Annotated in this window: 15 protein-coding genes; 4 read left to right on the top strand and 11 right to left on the bottom strand. The window is 37.1% G+C overall.

Annotated elements, in window-relative coordinates:
- Positions 1 to 100 precede the first annotated feature (100 nt).
- From modD to AAZR93_RS20455, 5 genes are read right to left on the bottom strand one after another with little or no spacing between them, the layout of a single operon-like run.
- Positions 101 to 946, bottom strand: a complete 846-nt coding sequence (gene modD / locus AAZR93_RS20475) for a ModD protein (RefSeq protein WP_294101414.1) — start codon at positions 944 to 946, stop codon at positions 101 to 103.
- Positions 943 to 1,761, bottom strand: a complete 819-nt coding sequence (locus AAZR93_RS20470) for a class I SAM-dependent methyltransferase (protein WP_434720933.1) — start codon at positions 1,759 to 1,761, stop codon at positions 943 to 945. The genes modD and AAZR93_RS20470 overlap by 4 nt, the downstream gene beginning before the upstream one ends.
- Positions 1,761 to 2,540, bottom strand: coding sequence for an ABC transporter ATP-binding protein (locus AAZR93_RS20465; protein ID WP_434720909.1), 780 nt, complete (start codon positions 2,538 to 2,540; stop codon positions 1,761 to 1,763). Before AAZR93_RS20465 ends, AAZR93_RS20470 begins: the two co-directional genes overlap by 1 nt.
- Positions 2,537 to 3,541 (bottom strand): FecCD family ABC transporter permease, encoded by a 1,005-nt coding sequence (locus AAZR93_RS20460; RefSeq protein ID WP_336428601.1) that lies wholly within the window; start codon positions 3,539 to 3,541, stop codon positions 2,537 to 2,539. Before AAZR93_RS20460 ends, AAZR93_RS20465 begins: the two co-directional genes overlap by 4 nt.
- Positions 3,538 to 4,593: an ABC transporter substrate-binding protein gene (locus tag AAZR93_RS20455; protein WP_336428603.1), complete on the bottom strand. Its 1,056-nt coding sequence runs from the start codon at positions 4,591 to 4,593 to the stop codon at positions 3,538 to 3,540. Before AAZR93_RS20455 ends, AAZR93_RS20460 begins: the two co-directional genes overlap by 4 nt.
- Positions 4,594 to 4,795: 202 nt before the next feature.
- Here AAZR93_RS20455 and gntR point away from each other — a divergent pair, with 202 nt between their 5' ends.
- From gntR to gntU, 3 genes are all read left to right on the top strand, one after another.
- A complete protein-coding gene (gene gntR, locus AAZR93_RS20450) occupies positions 4,796 to 5,791 on the top strand; it encodes a gluconate operon transcriptional repressor GntR (RefSeq protein WP_434720908.1) in 996 nt (331 codons plus the stop codon).
- 435 nt (positions 5,792 to 6,226) lie between these two features.
- Complete coding sequence (gene gntK, locus AAZR93_RS20445; protein ID WP_336428606.1) at positions 6,227 to 6,763, top strand: gluconokinase; 537 nt, start codon at positions 6,227 to 6,229, stop codon at positions 6,761 to 6,763.
- Between the two features lie 2 nt (positions 6,764 to 6,765).
- The gene (gntU, locus tag AAZR93_RS20440) at positions 6,766 to 8,124 is read left to right on the top strand and encodes a gluconate transporter (RefSeq protein WP_294101424.1); all 1,359 of its coding nucleotides are present in this window, start codon (positions 6,766 to 6,768) and stop codon (positions 8,122 to 8,124) included.
- 84 nt (positions 8,125 to 8,208) lie between these two features.
- Here gntU and AAZR93_RS20435 read toward each other — a convergent pair whose 3' ends face one another.
- From AAZR93_RS20435 to AAZR93_RS20410, 6 genes are read right to left on the bottom strand one after another with little or no spacing between them, the layout of a single operon-like run.
- Complete coding sequence (locus AAZR93_RS20435; RefSeq protein ID WP_434720907.1) at positions 8,209 to 10,194, bottom strand: ATP-binding cassette domain-containing protein; 1,986 nt, start codon at positions 10,192 to 10,194, stop codon at positions 8,209 to 8,211.
- Positions 10,181 to 10,657, bottom strand: a complete 477-nt coding sequence (locus AAZR93_RS20430) for a hypothetical protein (protein WP_336428609.1) — start codon at positions 10,655 to 10,657, stop codon at positions 10,181 to 10,183. The genes AAZR93_RS20435 and AAZR93_RS20430 overlap by 14 nt, the downstream gene beginning before the upstream one ends.
- A 4-nt stretch (positions 10,658 to 10,661) precedes the next feature.
- Positions 10,662 to 11,912: an HlyD family efflux transporter periplasmic adaptor subunit gene (locus AAZR93_RS20425; protein ID WP_434720906.1), complete on the bottom strand. Its 1,251-nt coding sequence runs from the start codon at positions 11,910 to 11,912 to the stop codon at positions 10,662 to 10,664.
- Positions 11,902 to 13,125: a TolC family protein gene (locus tag AAZR93_RS20420; protein ID WP_434720905.1), complete on the bottom strand. Its 1,224-nt coding sequence runs from the start codon at positions 13,123 to 13,125 to the stop codon at positions 11,902 to 11,904. Before AAZR93_RS20420 ends, AAZR93_RS20425 begins: the two co-directional genes overlap by 11 nt.
- 3 nt (positions 13,126 to 13,128) lie before the next feature.
- Entirely contained in the window at positions 13,129 to 14,046 is a 918-nt protein-coding gene (locus AAZR93_RS20415; RefSeq protein ID WP_434720904.1) for a hypothetical protein, read from the bottom strand.
- Positions 13,997 to 14,458: a hypothetical protein gene (locus AAZR93_RS20410; protein ID WP_294101443.1), complete on the bottom strand. Its 462-nt coding sequence runs from the start codon at positions 14,456 to 14,458 to the stop codon at positions 13,997 to 13,999. Before AAZR93_RS20410 ends, AAZR93_RS20415 begins: the two co-directional genes overlap by 50 nt.
- A gap of 208 nt (positions 14,459 to 14,666) precedes the next feature.
- Between AAZR93_RS20410 and AAZR93_RS20405 the strand changes: the two genes are divergently transcribed.
- Positions 14,667 to 16,065, top strand: a 1,399-nt coding sequence (locus AAZR93_RS20405; protein ID WP_434720903.1) for an Ig-like domain-containing protein, incomplete at its 3' end; no start/stop codon positions are given.

Here is a 16,065-nt window from a genome sequence, read left to right as displayed (position 1 = left end):
TCGATGTATAATTTTATATATAACGAGTTGTGCGTTTAAATAAATGAAAAAATAACCAGCTCTGTTAGCTAGGCTATTTTTTCAAATGGTGTTTTAGTAATTATTGTTTGAATATATGAACTTTTATATCTCTCGGCGCAGCATAGTAAGGGGCTGAAGTTACTAACAGAGAAACGCCTGTCTGTGCATACTCAGCGATAGTTTGTAGATTGATACCGCCAGCAATCGAAAGACGGCATGATTTATTCTGGGCTCGGATAATCGATTGTAATTGCTCAATTTGCTTTGTAGGCAACTTATCTAATTGAATAATATCGGCTCCAGCTTCAATAGCTAACACCGCTTGCTCGCGATTATCTGCTTCAACAATAATTTGTTTTTCTGGTGCGGCTGTTTTTAAAGTTTGTATATGAGACCGCCAATCATTTGGTTCCGTTAAGCAATTTCGATGATTAGTAAACAGCAAAATACTTTCTGCACTGCCAGCCCTATGTATGATGGCGCCACCTGCAATAATTGCAGTGAGTGCAAGAGGTTTGGTATTAGGGATAGTTTTACGAGTACAAGCTAATTGTCCATCAGGTTGATATTGCTTTAAAATATTGACCATTTGATGGGTATAGTGGCTGATGCCACCACACCATTCTAGTATATTTTGTACTGCTTTCCAGCCTTGGTGCAGAGCTTCAACGGTACCTGACGCACGGATCAACAGGCTTTGAGGCTCGACAATTTGACCATCTTGAAAGAAGCATTGGGTACTGATACCAAGTTTTGCCAACATGCGTTCAGCAATCGCAATGCCACTCACACAGCCGCCTTCTTTTGAGGTAAATGTCATGGTGCCTTGTTGTGAATGCAATCCAAGGGAACGGGTTGTGAGATCCCCATACTGAATATCATCCAAGAGCAGTTGGTCAATTAATGAGTCAGGTAAATAAATCATAAGGTGAGTTCCGATTCATTAATAACGTCCCAAGAGACCATTGCCCAATCACGAGATGGGTAGGGGATTTGTTTGCCTGAAGCAGTTTGCGCATCGTAATAATGGCGGAGTTTTTCAGTTTCCTCAGCGGTAAGGTTTTTTAACGACCAATTTACGCTATCGGCAAAAGCGGCAAAGCTGTCGAAGCCACTTTTAGTGGGATTTTTAATAAAATCGACGCGGGCATGAATACCTAGCTGATGCAGAATATTCACGGCATAAATATAAGTGGGGAGCCTAATAACTTCACGGCCAATTTCGCGAATAATATTTTCATCAATAAAGGTTGGATTGACCGTGTGGGTGGTGTAAACCCGTAAATTAGTCTGACGGTTAAGTTTTAATAACGCTGTTTTTAAGTCATCAACCAATGTTGAGCGTGAAGCGACGGCGATATCAAATTTCGGGAGCGCTTCCCAGCTGTCTTCCCATGCTAATTTCTTAAAGCTCGCATTATGGATATCCATTTCGTTTGCGCGCTGTTGAGCCATTTCAATCATGCCACCGCTGTAGTCGATACCCATAACTGATTGAAATTGGTTTGCGAGACATAAGCTCACTGAACCGGGTCCACAACCCACATCCAATAAAGTTTGTGCGCCAGTAAAGTCCATCAATTCACGAAAACGTAATAAATAAGGATCATTTGGATTGGCACAATTTTGTGCCATTTGCTGCGCTTTTTTATCCCAATGTTCAGGTTCTTTACGCGAGCGCTGAGCTTGCTGCATATGTTGTTGGTACATGTGTGCAAAATTTAACTGGTGAATTAACATCATTTTTGGCCTTCACAAATCAAGGTTGATGGAAGCTGGAAATGAGCCATGATACTTTGCTCATCCACTGAATAGAGTGCTGACAAGTTAGTGAGTGTTAACATACTTTTTGATGTACCTTGTCTAGCTTGTTGGTGTTTATCAAGCAAAATAACATTATCAGCAATGGCCGCAGCGTGCTGCGGGTGATGGGTGGACATAAATATGGTGATGCCATGGGCTTTTAATTGTTCTATTTGCTTGAGTAGGCGAATTTGGTTACCAAAGTCGAGGCTTGCTGCTGGCTCATCCATAATCAACAATAATGGGTTTTGGATTAAGGCTCTAGCAATCAATACGAGTTGTTTTTCACCCCCACTAAGTGTGCTATATAGGCGTGAAGAGAGGTGTTCGATACCTAACTTATTGAGTTGTTGGATGGCTAAGGTTTTCTCTTTCTCGCCGGGTAGTGAAAATAAAGAAATATGCGGCGTAAGTCCCATAACCACCATATCAATAACGGTGAACGTAAATGGGGTATCGTGAGCTTGAGGTACGTAAGCAATCACTTTCGCGATGTCTAGCTGTTTTAGCGAATTAATTGATTTATTTTTTAAATAAATATCACCACAAATGGCAGGAAGAAGGCCTAAAATGGTCTTCATTAATGTGGTTTTTCCGCAACCGTTAGCACCCAATAGGCAAGTAATCGCACCTTTGGGCAACGTAAGATTAATTCCCTCAATAATGGCTTGGTGATGATAGCCAATAGAGACATTTTTAAGGGATAGAATCGTCATTTAACCCGCCTTGTTTGCAATAAAATAGCTAAAAAGAAGGGGGCGCCGACAGCGGAGGTCAAAATTCCGAGCGGAAGCTCTATCGAAGCAATGGTGCGAGCCAGTGTATCGGTAATAAGCAACATGATTGCACCAATAATCATTGATGCGGGCAGCTGATAGCGAAAGTTAGCACCCACTATCATTCTGGTGATGTGTGGCACGATCAATCCTATCCAACCAATGATACCGGCAATAGAAACGGCACTGGCGGTAATTAGTGTGGCAGAAACGATAAATACTGCGCGGATTAAGCTCACATTAACCCCGAGGCTTTTGGCTTCTTCATCGGATAAGCTGAGTAAATTCATTCGCCAGCGTAATAAAAGCAATGGAATGATACCAATAACCATTAGAGGTAAAACCGCAATCAAATCTTCTTGGGTAATTGAAGATAATCCCCCTAATAACCAAAAAGTAATTGAAGGAAGTTGGGTATAAGGATCGGCTAATATTTTCATCAGTGAAATCGCGGAGCCACAAAGGGCGCTGATAGCGACACCGACTAAAACAAGCGACAAAATAGGGTCATGTTGACGGGCAAATCGAGCAATAAAGCAAACCAGAGCAACAGTAATAAGCCCACCAACGAATGCAGCGAGTTGGATATAAATTAAGGATTGACCAAAGAAAATGCCAATCACCGCCCCCACGCCTGCACCTGCTGAAACCCCTAAAATATCCGGTGAGACCAGCGGGTTACGAAACATACCTTGATAAGCCGCTCCAGCAATCGCCAATCCGCCACCAATTAAAATGGCCGCAAGTGTGCGCGGAAAACGAATTTGCCAAAAAACGGTTCCGTTGCGCGGGTCATCACTTGTGGCTGATGCAGTAAACTCATTGGTAAATAAATGATATAGCTCTTCAAGGGAGAGCGAATATTTGCCATTTGTCAGTGCAATAGTGAGGCTGATAAGTAAAATAATCAGCAGCAATAGGCGTTTTACTGTGCCATTCATGACATTTCCATTAGCTGGGTTATTTGTGCATCAGTCAGTAGTGAATGGTAAAATAAGTCATAAAATTGCTGAATATCTTGCCGAATTGTTTCTTGGATTTTTTTATCAAAATGGCTTTGTAACCTGCGCATACCTAAAAGACGATTTATGCCAGGAGGGCCATCAATCCAACCAAAAGGAACGCCACTAAAGACATATAGTTGACGAGATTTGATGGCATTCAAACCTGTCCATAGTGATGAGGTGTTGATGAATTCAACGGCTTCATTATATTGAGTTATAATGATGTCAGGGTTCCAGTCATACAGCTGTTCCATAGAAACTTCAGTGAGCCCACTAAAACCAGGGATGTCGGCAACATTGCGTAACCCGAGGATTTCAATTGCTTCAGTATGAATTGAGCCTTTAGTGCCTGTTTGTAACCCTTTCGCCCCTCTTGCAAGATAAAAACTGAGGGGTTTAGTTTGCTCAGTTTTAGGCAATTGATTCTGTTGTGCAAATTGAGTGGCATCAGATAAATACTGCTCGGCAAGGAAACTGAGCTTTTCAGCTTGCGGCTCCACGCCGAGTATCTCACCGAGCTGGCGTAATTGCTGCGGGGAATCTTGCAAACTACCCGCGATTAATAAATAAGGAACACCAGTCTGTTTTGCGACCTTTTGTGCTTGAGAACGGTAAGTTTCATCAATATTGCCAGTATCAATAATTAAATCTGGACGGTAAGACAATAATTTTTCTAGGGAAAGTGTGCTGCCACGCCCTGCTAGTCGACCATAAATGGGAAGATTAAGCCATTGCTGAGCAAAGAACCCTGTATCGCCTTTTTTCAGTGAAATAGAGGAAAACCCAACCATTTTTTCAGGGGCGAGAGCGAAAAGAAGCAAGTCAGATGGAGGTCCCGCACTGATAACACGCTGAATTTCAATAGAAATAGGGCGCTTACCAAAGAAAGCTTCTTCGATTTTGCTATGCGTTTTGGCAAAACTAGGTAAGCAGTAAAATGCGCTAAGGGTAACGCAGGACTTAATAAAGTGTCTTCGATTGATTGCCATAGTACGTGATTATCATTGCGCTGTATTTATTGGTATATAGCGCGAAAATTAACGGAGTCATGGCTGAGAGTCAACTATAAAAGTGGGGTTGTTAGAAAAAATCGACAGTTATGTGATGTAAATCAGGAACAAAGATTGCTATCCGGAAAAAGATAGCAGACCATAGCGATAGAAATGGTGCATTGTTGATTATATTGGATATATGAAGAATAGAAGACCCTCTTTGCAGGATGTTGCCGATCGTGTCGGTATCACCAAAATGACTGTGAGTCGCTTTTTACGAAACCCTGAACAAGTTTCTGAATCACTGCGTGGTAAAATTGCCCAAGCAGTTGATGAACTTGGTTATATTCCGAATAAAGCGCCCGATATTTTATCCAATGCAACTAGCCATGCCATTGGAGTATTGCTTCCTTCATTGACTAACCAAGTCTTTGCGGAAGTGATCCGCGGAATTGAAGCTGTTACCGACAAACATGGTTATCAAACAATGTTGGCTCACTATGGTTATCTGCCAGAAAAAGAAGAAGAACGTTTAACATCGTTACTTTCTTATAATATTGATGGCGTTATTTTAGCAGAGCGAACGCATACCGACCGCACACTTCGGATGTTAAAAACCGCAGGTATTCCTGTTGTCGAAATCATGGATAGCGTCTCTCCTTGTTTAGACATTGCGGTAGGGATTGATAATTTTGAAGCATCTCGCCAAATGACGCATGCCATGATTGCTCGTGGTTGTCGAAAAGTGGTTTATATAGGTGCACGTTATGATGAAAGAACCTTTATTCGTCTAAAAGGTTATGAACAAGCGATGCTTGATGCCAAGCTTGAGCCGCGTAATGTGATGACGCAAGAGAGTTCTTCTTATTCGTTGGGCGCGCAGTTACTACACAGTTGCAAAGAAAAGTATCCCGATACCGATGGGCTATTTTGTACCAATGATGACCTTGCAATCGGGGCAATTTTTGAATGCCAACGCTTAGGTATAAATGTTCCGAAGGATCTAGCAATATCAGGCTTTCACGGCCATGATGTCGGCCAAGTTATGACGCCAAAGCTCGCCAGTATTTTAACCCCTCGTGACCAAATGGGTCGCAAAGCAGCGGAAATGCTGTTGGCTAGAATGTCAGGTAAGAAGGTGGCGGCGACGCATTTTGATGTGGGGTTTTTTCTTCTAACAGGCGAAAGCATCTAATTTTATCCGTCATACTTCGCGCTGTAGCGTTGTTGCCTGCACTCGCTAACTCTAGTCACATACTTATGTATGTTCCCAGAGATTAGCTCGATTGGCGCCTAGCTAGAACATGAATTATTTAGGATAAAGATCAGGTTATAATATGAATTATTAATTCATATTACTTAGGGTAGTTTTATCCGTCATATTTCGCGTTGTGGCGTGAATTATTTACGATAGCTTTATTTGTTGAACTTCAAATTGTTAAAAACGCATATCTTGGCATCCTCTATATTATTGCGATAACTATCACAGAACTGTTTTTTTCTTCGCCAATTTAATTGCTAAATAATGCCCTACTGATGATAATGTTACCCGTAACTTGTTACCGGTAACATTTGTATCGGTTTATAAATAAAAATAGATAAGACCATTTTAATACCTGAGGAGTTTCCTATGAGTGATACCCAAAATCAAAACTATACATTTGTCTTAATGGGGGTATCGGGTAGCGGTAAATCCGCGGTTGCTAACGGTGTCGCACAACAATTAAATGCGGCTTTTTTAGATGGCGATTTTTTGCATCCTAAAACGAATATCTTAAAAATGGCGTCAGGACAGGCATTAAATGATGATGACCGTAAACCTTGGTTAGTTGCGCTTAATAGCGCGATTTTCGCGATGCAAAGAACCAATGCAGTTTCTTTAGTAGTTTGTTCTGCGTTGAAAAAAAGTTATCGCGATATTTTACGAGAAGATAATAAAAATCTTTATTTTATCTACTTGAAAGGTGATGCGATTGTCATCGAAGAGAGATTGAAAGCGCGTAAAGGGCATTTTTTTAAACCTGAAATGTTGAAATCCCAATTTGATACGTTACAAGAACCAAGTGCAGAAGAAACAGATGTTCATGCTGTTGATATTCGTCCATCTTTAGAAGATGTGATTGCGAACACCTGCTCTGCAATTCGTCATGTTATGACTGAGGGCTGACCATGAACACAACTGTTGAAACATTAAGCACCATGACATTGGTATTGACCGCTGTAGGTTCGGTCGTTTTACTTTTATTTTTAGTGATGTACGCGCGTTTACATGCATTTGTTGCATTAATGATAGTCTCTATCGGTGCGGGTCTATTTTCCGGTATGCCAGTACAAGATATCACTGAAACAATGCAAAAAGGCATGGCAGGTACACTCGGTTTTCTGGCTATTGTTGTCGCACTCGGTGCTATGTTTGGTAAGATTTTACATGAGACTGGTGCGCTTGATCAGGTAGCAAATAAGCTTCTGAATCTTTTTGGTGAGAAGCGAGCGCACTATGCGGTCGGTGTGGCTGGATTAATTTGTGCATTACCACTTTTTTTCGATGTGGCAATTGTTTTATTGATTGGTGTTGTTTTTGCGGTAGCAAATCGTACGGGTCACAACGTTGTTCGCCTTGCGATACCACTATTTGCTGGGGTTGCGGCGGCTGCGGCATTCCTATTGCCGGGACCAACGCCTATGTTGGTGGCCTCACAAATGGGTGCTGATTATGGTTGGATGATCTTAATTGGTCTTTGCGCTGCGATCCCAAGTATGATTTTAGCGGGTCCTTTTTTCGGTAGTTTTATCAGTAAATTTGTTCATATTGATATTCCTGCGGATTATCAGGCACCAAAAACAGAACAAGGTAGAATGCCGAGTTTTGCATTCAGCTTATGTTTAGTGCTATTCCCACTCGTGTTAGTTGGCTTAAAAACGATTGGTACACATTTAGTTGAGAAAGGTTCAAATCTAGAACATTGGCTAGAGTTTATTGGTCATCCATTTACTGCATTATTATTAGCTTGTTTGTTAGCTATCTATGGTTTGGGATTCCGTTACGGCTTGAACAAAGAAAAAGTAATGGAGATTTGTTCAGCTGCAATTCAACCTGCTGGTATTATCCTGCTTGTTACCGGTGCTGGTGGCGTATTTAAACAAATTTTAGTGGACTCCGGCGTAGGCCCTGCGTTAGGGGATTCGTTGATTGGTGCAGGTTTACCAATTGCTATCGCGTGTTTTGTATTAGCGGGGGCTGTCCGTGTCATCCAAGGATCTGCGACTGTGGCTTGTTTAACGACGGTCGGTTTAGTTTTACCTGTGATTAGTGAGCTAGGTTATTCTGGTGCTCAGTTAGCGGCTTTAGCTATTTGTATTTCGGGTGGATCTTTGATCCTCAGTCATGTTAATGACTCAGGGTTTTGGTTGTTTGGTAAATTTACAGGTGCAACTGAGGCTCAAACATTAAAAACTTGGACTGTAATGGAAACTATTTTAGGTACTACGGGGGCGATTGTGGGAATGATTTTCTTTGCATTCTTATAACCCTGTTCTAGAGAGTATTAAAAATTAGCTGAGTTAAACTCTTTAAATTAGAACGCCTACTGTTAAGTAGGCGTTTTTTGCTTATTACCCTAGGGTGATTTTAGGAATAATAATTTCATTGTACCGTTGTGCAATATTAATGGATTTAACGTTGCATGAGGATAACGCAATATGCCGTGTAAAAAATGGCGTTAATCCTACGTCGTGGGTAGAAAAGAAAATAATCGCATTATCTAGTTCAAATTCTTTTTTCATTAAATTAAGAAATTCGAGTGCATCATGGGATGCCATAAATGAAGTAGACTCATCGAGAAAGATAATTTCTGGTTTCTTGAGTAATGTAAGTGCAAGCTGTAATTTTTGCTTTTCACCAGTAGAGGCGGCGACATCATTAATTAAGGTATCATCCAAAGTTTCTTTACTAATGGGTAAGGTTGGGCAACATAACTTGGTGATATGAATAATCATCGAATTATCAAAAACACCGTGGAAATTAAAATTATCACGGATACTGCCATGAATAAATGTCGAGACACCACTGTGGTAGGAAACTTTTTCTGCGAAAAAGCACTGAGAAATTTCATCGATATTGACATCATTGATCGTAATATCACCTGATGAGTGTGCTGATGTGCCACAAAGTGCTTTTATTAATGATGTTTTTCCCGATCCAGAGACACCCGTAATACCAATAATATCGCCTGAATGAGCTTCAATATCGAGCTGATTAATAATGGTCTTACCGTTAATGTTAATCGTAAGATTTTTTGCACTGAAATGCGCCACAGAATCTGTTGTTATGCCATTAACTTTGAAGTGGACCCGTGGGTTAGTTGTTAATTGATTAATGCTCGATTTAATGTGAAATAGATGTGTTTTTACCATAAATAAGCGGTTAATAGCGCCTGTAATGGAACTTGAAAGACGACCATTAATTATCATAACAGCAATCACCGAAGCTAAGCTTAAACTACCATCTCCGATAGCCAAATAGCTGGCTATATACATGACTATCATGGACAAAAATGTATTTACCTTGATAACTTCCATCCAATGATGATTAGCTTCGTTAAGCTTTAATTTTATTTTTTCATCTTCATTAGTTTTTACATTAATATATTGTTTAAAATGAGTATTATTAGCAAAACAAAGCTCGTGCTTTTTTTGTTCTAAGGAGTAGTACATTGCTGATTTTTCATAGTTAAGACTATTAGCGCGTAACATATTTTTATATGAACGAAAACGAATGTGCAAACATAGAAAAATAAACCCTGCATAGTAGGCGAGTAGTAATAGCGAATATAGGCCTAACATGCCAATAATACAAAAGGAAAATAAAATGGCTAATCCAACATCATAAATTATTTGAGGCTTGATTTCCCATAATTGTAAAATAGAGGCTTCTGTTGTTCTGATTTTTATGGAGGCACTTTTACAGCTAGCCTGTTTTAATAAATTGACAAAATAGCGATTAAAAATACCAATGTTAAGCTTTATTTTTTTAATGTTTTGTTCGTGAATAATATGTTTGATAAAAAATTCTAAGCCAATAACGAAAATGAAAATAAAACTGATATACAATAAAGAACTTACAGATTCGCTATAGACTAACCGAGAGTTAAAAAGGTTTGAGTATAATGGCAGTAGCAGCGCAAACACAATTAAAGGTAATGAGAATAAACTAGACTTTGGTGTTAGGTTGAGTAGCGATTGATATATACTATCTTCACTAAGTTTTTTTTCATGAGAAGAAAATGAAAATAAATTTTTACTTTCAATTAGTTGTGGTGTTATAGCTAGTTCGGTTGTTAAGTTAGTCAACTGACCACTTTGATTTTTGATGATAATATATTTTCCATCTTTTATCTCCATAATGAAGAGTAAAGGTAGTTTTTTCTCACTGAAATCAATAATTTGGATATATTGATAAGTAAAGAAATCGTTATCAATAAACTCGTTGATATGATTCAGAATATATTTATTATCATACGAAATTGCAGGAGTGGTAAAAGGCTCTCCTAATATCTTAAAGTATTGGTTAATTATATCATGGAAATTACTTTCTTTCATTTTCTTCACTTTTAAGGAAGCAAGCATTAACACCGTCACTATCTTCAACAGGTTTTAAGGCTTTAATCGAAATGTTCGGTGTGTTTTTTTTAATTAAGATCGTATTATAAATGGTGTAAGTCATCGCGGCATCTAAAGATATATTATTGCCATAGCTGCAATAGACATCAATAGATTTAACTTTATTATTATCAATTAGCTTTAATGTATCATGGCTAAATGTTAATGATTTTATCATGCTATTACCGTTGCCACCTCCATAATTACGGCTATTACTATCGTTATTGCTATTATTGATTTCTGTGGAATCTTCTAGTTTATCGTCTTCAATTCCCATCAATGTAGCTTTTCCTTTATTTTGTTCGGCAGCCATGGTGCTCGATAATACATTGGCAAGAAGTACCGCCATCAATAAGGTCATGGTTGCCACAGCAGCGGATAATGCAGAGATAAAACCTAGCATGGGGTCACCAAACGTTAAATGTAATGTTATCGCTAATTAATGCGGTTAAATAATTAAGAACAGAGATTTTTTTACTTGATATATAGATCATGACAGGCAAGCCATCGTGTTCCGGCAAGATCATCGTATCCTGCTCTGGTGTAATTTGTACGGAATAAAAACGTTCTTGATTCATTTTTTCACGGTCATTAAAGGAGTCAGCACTAATTTTAGTCACTTTTCCGTGAATGATTTTTTTAAATCCAGGGGAATTCACAACTATTTTTGCAGAGAGCTGAAGTGTAATAAAAGGACGGTATTTTGCCAGTATTTTACCTTCAATAACTCTAGCATTTTGTTGTTTTTTAATAACCATTATTAAATTTGATGCTTCAACATATGAGCCTTTTTCTAAATCTTTTTCAATGCTTAATACAATACCATTGGCTGGCGATAACACACTGTTTGCCCTTATCTTATTTCTCAATAGTTCCATCTGCCCACTATTTTCTAATTTCTCTTTTTTGAGTCTATTGAGCTGAGTTTCATTTTCTTGAATCTCATTGATAAGACGAGCAGTATATTTTTTTTCGGACAGTGCGATTTCTCGTAATAATCCTTGAGAATTTAATTCGCCAGTTGTCATAAGGGCATTCGTTCTACTGATATCTGCATTGTTATTCAATTTTTCAATTTCAGGAGCATGTGCATTTTTTAGTAGAATCTCTTTTTTTTTCAAAATATTAATTTGATTTTCTAATTCACTTGATTCTTTAATTTGTGCAATATATTTAGCTCTTAAATTGTTTACTTCCATATGTAATAGAATATATTCATATAATTCTCTGTATGCACTTAATTTTTTGCTTTTTAAGCTACTTGAGACTGAAAAATATTCAGACTCATTACTAATTTCCCCATCAAGAATTTTATTCAACAAATTTTTGTTTTCTTCTAACTCATTAATTTGCTCATTAGAAAAATCGACTAAATTAGTTAATGTTTTTTCTTGATGAAATACATCTAAATTTGTATAGGAAAATAAAATTTGGTCTTTATTTACCTTATCCCCTGTTTTAATATTAAATTGATTGATAAATCCAGATGCAGGGCTTACTATCTCTAATCTATTTGATACCCCAGAGATGATACCTTCCCCTGGTGAAGAAATTTCAATTTTAGCTAATAGTATATAACCGATAAATATAGATGTTATACCAATTAGTATTTTTACTTTTTTAGATAATTGATACGGTTTTTTAAAATTAATTTTCAATTTCGATTAATTTCCCTGTTAAATGGATGTATTCCATCTTATTTTTCATATCTTCGATCATAAGTTCAGCAATGCGTTTCTCCATTGTTAGCATATCAAATAAAGTATTTACCATTTCATAGAAAGAAGATTGCGATATTTCATATTCTCTTTTTTGACTTTTAATAATAGAATGCATCGTTTTACGTTGCTGTTGCAATCCGGATAACTCTGCTGTATTTGAATTAGATATCAATTTTAGATTTTTAATTTTTGCGGCTGATTCCTTATATTTATAATCAGCTTTAGTTTTTGTTGCTTCATATAATTTTAGTTGAGATTTTTCATTGAGTACTTTATCTATATCAAAAACGTTTAACTTTACCTCCATGCCCATGTAAGACTCGTTACGATTTCTGGTTTGATCAAGATACCGTTCTTCGGCGATGAGACTAACATTAAAGAAAGAGTTTTGCTGATAAGCATTTTCTCTCATGGTATCAGCTTGCATACGTAGCATATTATATTCGGTATTTTGCTGAGTATTCTCACTATCAATAATGGTAGATTCTAGGTTTTTTAGTAAGACTTTTGGAATTTTAACACCTTCAGGCGGAAAAATAATTCCCGATGAAAGTTCAACATTTGATTTATATTGTTCAATTTCTCTTTCTATATTTTGTAGTTCTGCTTCAATTCGTTGGATTAACAAAGAAGCCTGTTCTACATCACTGTATTTAGCTATACCACTTTTATATCGATGAGTAATTAGCTTGAAAATATTTTTAGCATCACTATTTAGATTAGCTGTTGTTTTAGTTAGCTCATTGAGATAATAAATTCCAATTAGATTATTAGTTGTAGATGCATAAAGCTCTTCTTTTTCTTTATTTAGTGATAGCTCTGAAACTTTTAATCTTAGGTTTTTTTCATTGAAGCGATGACTTAATGTACTATCATATACCAACGAAGTTGCAGTAATGTTGTTACTTACACTGCTATCACTATTTTTTATTTTTCCTGAAGCTGATATTTTCGGAAGGTAATAATAATCTGTCTGTTTGGCTTTGAGGTTTTCAGCTTCCAACTCTAATGTTTTTATTTTGATCGGGTTTGAGTTTTCTAATACACGATTAATGAAGGAGTGAAAGCTTTCAACATCCTGAGTAGCTATACTATAACTTGATGATAATAGGCCAAATAATAACCCTAAAGTGATATTCTTAGTACGCATGTGCTACTCCATTGATAATAGTGTTAATAATTTTTTTCTGCTTTCAATGGTGTTTTCTTTTAGCCATTGCGTGGTGTGTTCAATTCTTGACATTTCCTCTGATATTTTTTCATTCTCCGTTTTTCGAGTTATTTGTTCTTCCAATAAATAGGTGGCTAATTTTATTTTCCAGTCGTCATCAGCCGTTTTTATTGATTTTAAAACCGATAAATTTTGTTGTGCTGTGGTGCATAAAGTTAAGAGATGTTCTGAAATTTCACTAGCTAGATCGTTATTTTCAGATGTGGAAATCACTTTTTGCGCTATATTTATATTCACTTTTTGTAATGTATTCAGTGTTTCTTGGATATTATTGAGCTCTTCTGTATATGTTGCTGTTTTTTCTTTTATTTTTTTACTTTCTTTTTGATAGAAAAAGTGAAAGAAATTCAAACTTACTAGTAGCAATACTGAAATAGAGACGCCAAGAATGGATGTTAAGAATGCAAAAGACATTGAATTAAGCGCCATAGAGATAGATGAAATCATGGCATTCATTTTCTCTGAAATATCTCCATCCCCTCCAAGTGATGCTGAAATAGCAGTGATCATCCCTGTTAATCCAATAAAAGTACCGATTAATCCTAATGACACAGTTACCGATGCGGATAGCTTTGTTTGGTTTGAAAGGAGTATATAGTTACTTTGCTTATTTTTATTACATAAGCGATGAAATAAAAAAATAATGAGAGGGTAAATATAAATTCCAATCATAGTGTAGCTTATTTCTGGAGCGAGTAGTAAACATTGCTGAATCATTTCTCGTACTGATTGTAATAAAAAACAAGCGAGAAGTGTTGCGGCATAAAAAAATAGTCCAAGATAATACATTTTATTTATAATCCCAATAAATACATGAGTTCCAACCTGGGCAATATTCACTTGTTCCTTGTTTTAGAACAACTTCCTTATTAATTCCCAAATTTTTAATTAGTGATGCCATATAAAGAAGGTTATAGGTGCTTTTTTCTTTGCTGTGGCTTATTCGATCATTTATATAACTGCTTATTATTATTTTTTCATTCTTTGATTTTATTATTTCATTGTTTAGCAAGGATATTTCACTGTTTGATAAATGAATTCCCCCCTTGAAATAAATTCGTTTTTTTTGTAGGTCTATTTGAGTCTCTTCAAATCTTAATTCACCATAATTAATATAGGTTTCTGCGGTTTTCATTCCGCTAAAAATAAATACCATGGAGACTAAAATTATGATACATAGCGTTCCACTTAACCCATCAACCATAGGTGCTAGTTCTTCATCTGAGCTGTCATCATCATCTTCTTCTATCATTATAGTTTCAATGCCATTATTAATTTAGGTTTATATTATAATCGCTATTTAAATTAACTCACTTGAGTTTAAGCTCAAAAGAAAGGAGTATCAGACCAATTTCTGTTAGCTGAAATATTATCGTTAATTAAAGGTATATAATAATTTCATTGATGACGGCTAACTATTATTAGCTGAATAATCCACTTTTAACATAATGAAATAGAATATGATTAATGAAATTGGCTCGATTGAATCAAAAAATATAGAAATTAAAAAATTTAAAGTACAGGGGCTTGATTTAATCGTAACGAAGCCTGACGGCTCCATTGAAGTTATTAAAAATGGATTGTCTGAAATTATTTTAGGTAATATGAGCTTATCGACTGAGCAAGGGACTATTCTTTCACAAGATGAAATTTTATCATCTATAACATTAAATGTCGGTGCTGATGCGGTTTATATCAAAGAGCAGTTTACGAGTGATACTGTTGAGTTTGCTGATAGCCAGAATATGTCAAATAATAATGATGAAGGGGTTAACGAACAGAAAGTATTTGGGGATAAGCTGGCAGAGCTAAATCAACAGAACCAAAAACTCGAGCAAACACTTCATATGCTGTCATCAGAAAAAGCTGAACAAGAGGCATTATTGAGCTCGTCACTTACAAAATTAACGGAAGTGAAAAAACAATTAAATCAAAAATCAGAAAAACAAAATCAAGATACCTCAAATGATATCTCTTTTTCTTCGCCCTCTGTACTCACGACCACCCAAGGCAATTCTTCTTCATCATCATCTTCTTCTCAACCTGCAAATAATTCACCTATCACTCCATTGATCGTTAATCCAAAGATTCAGGCTTTTATTCGAGGGGAATTAAGCGAAGAGTCTGGGAAAAAAAACGACAATATTTCGAGTACTAGCACCCCAACATTTATCGGAATTGTTTCTCCCGATAGCCAGGCTCACTTATCGATTAATGGCGTGAAATACCCTATCAAAGCAGATAAAGATGGTAATTGGTCACTAAAGATGATCCACCCTTTAAAAGATGATCTCTATGAATATACACTGATGGCATCAAACGGAGTGGATAAACCCGTTACGGTGAGCGGCAAATTTACGGTTGATACGCGGTTAGATAGCCTTTTTGTTTGTTTAGATGAGCATTCGGATAGTGGCGTTTTAGGGGATAAATTAACCAATAATAAGCTCCCTACTTTTTCAGGAAAAACAGAAGCGGGTAGTCGAGTTACATTAACCATTGCAGGGCAAACATTACAGACAATTACGGATACGCAAGGTATATGGCGCATTAGTGTTGAAAAGCCACTGGTAGATGGAGAGGCAATATATCAAGTAACGGCTACGGATGTGGCCGGCAACAGCAAAACATTAACTGAGTCCGTGCAGATTAAAACGACATTGTTGCCGACAACCCTGCAACTAAATGGTCGACCCGACTTTCTCACTCATCAAACCACCCCGACATTATCAGGGCACTCGGAAGCGCATGCTGATATTCAAATCACCATTGGCGGTCAAGTTTACTCGACCATCGCGGATGAAAAGGGGAATTGGTCGATAGATATTCAAACCCCACTTGGGCAGGGCGCACATTCTT

This window comes from Providencia sp. Je.9.19 (assembly GCF_051129765.1).
Taxonomy (GTDB): Bacteria; Pseudomonadota; Gammaproteobacteria; order Enterobacterales; family Enterobacteriaceae; genus Providencia.
This window is presented reverse-complemented; position numbering and strand designations above follow the sequence as displayed.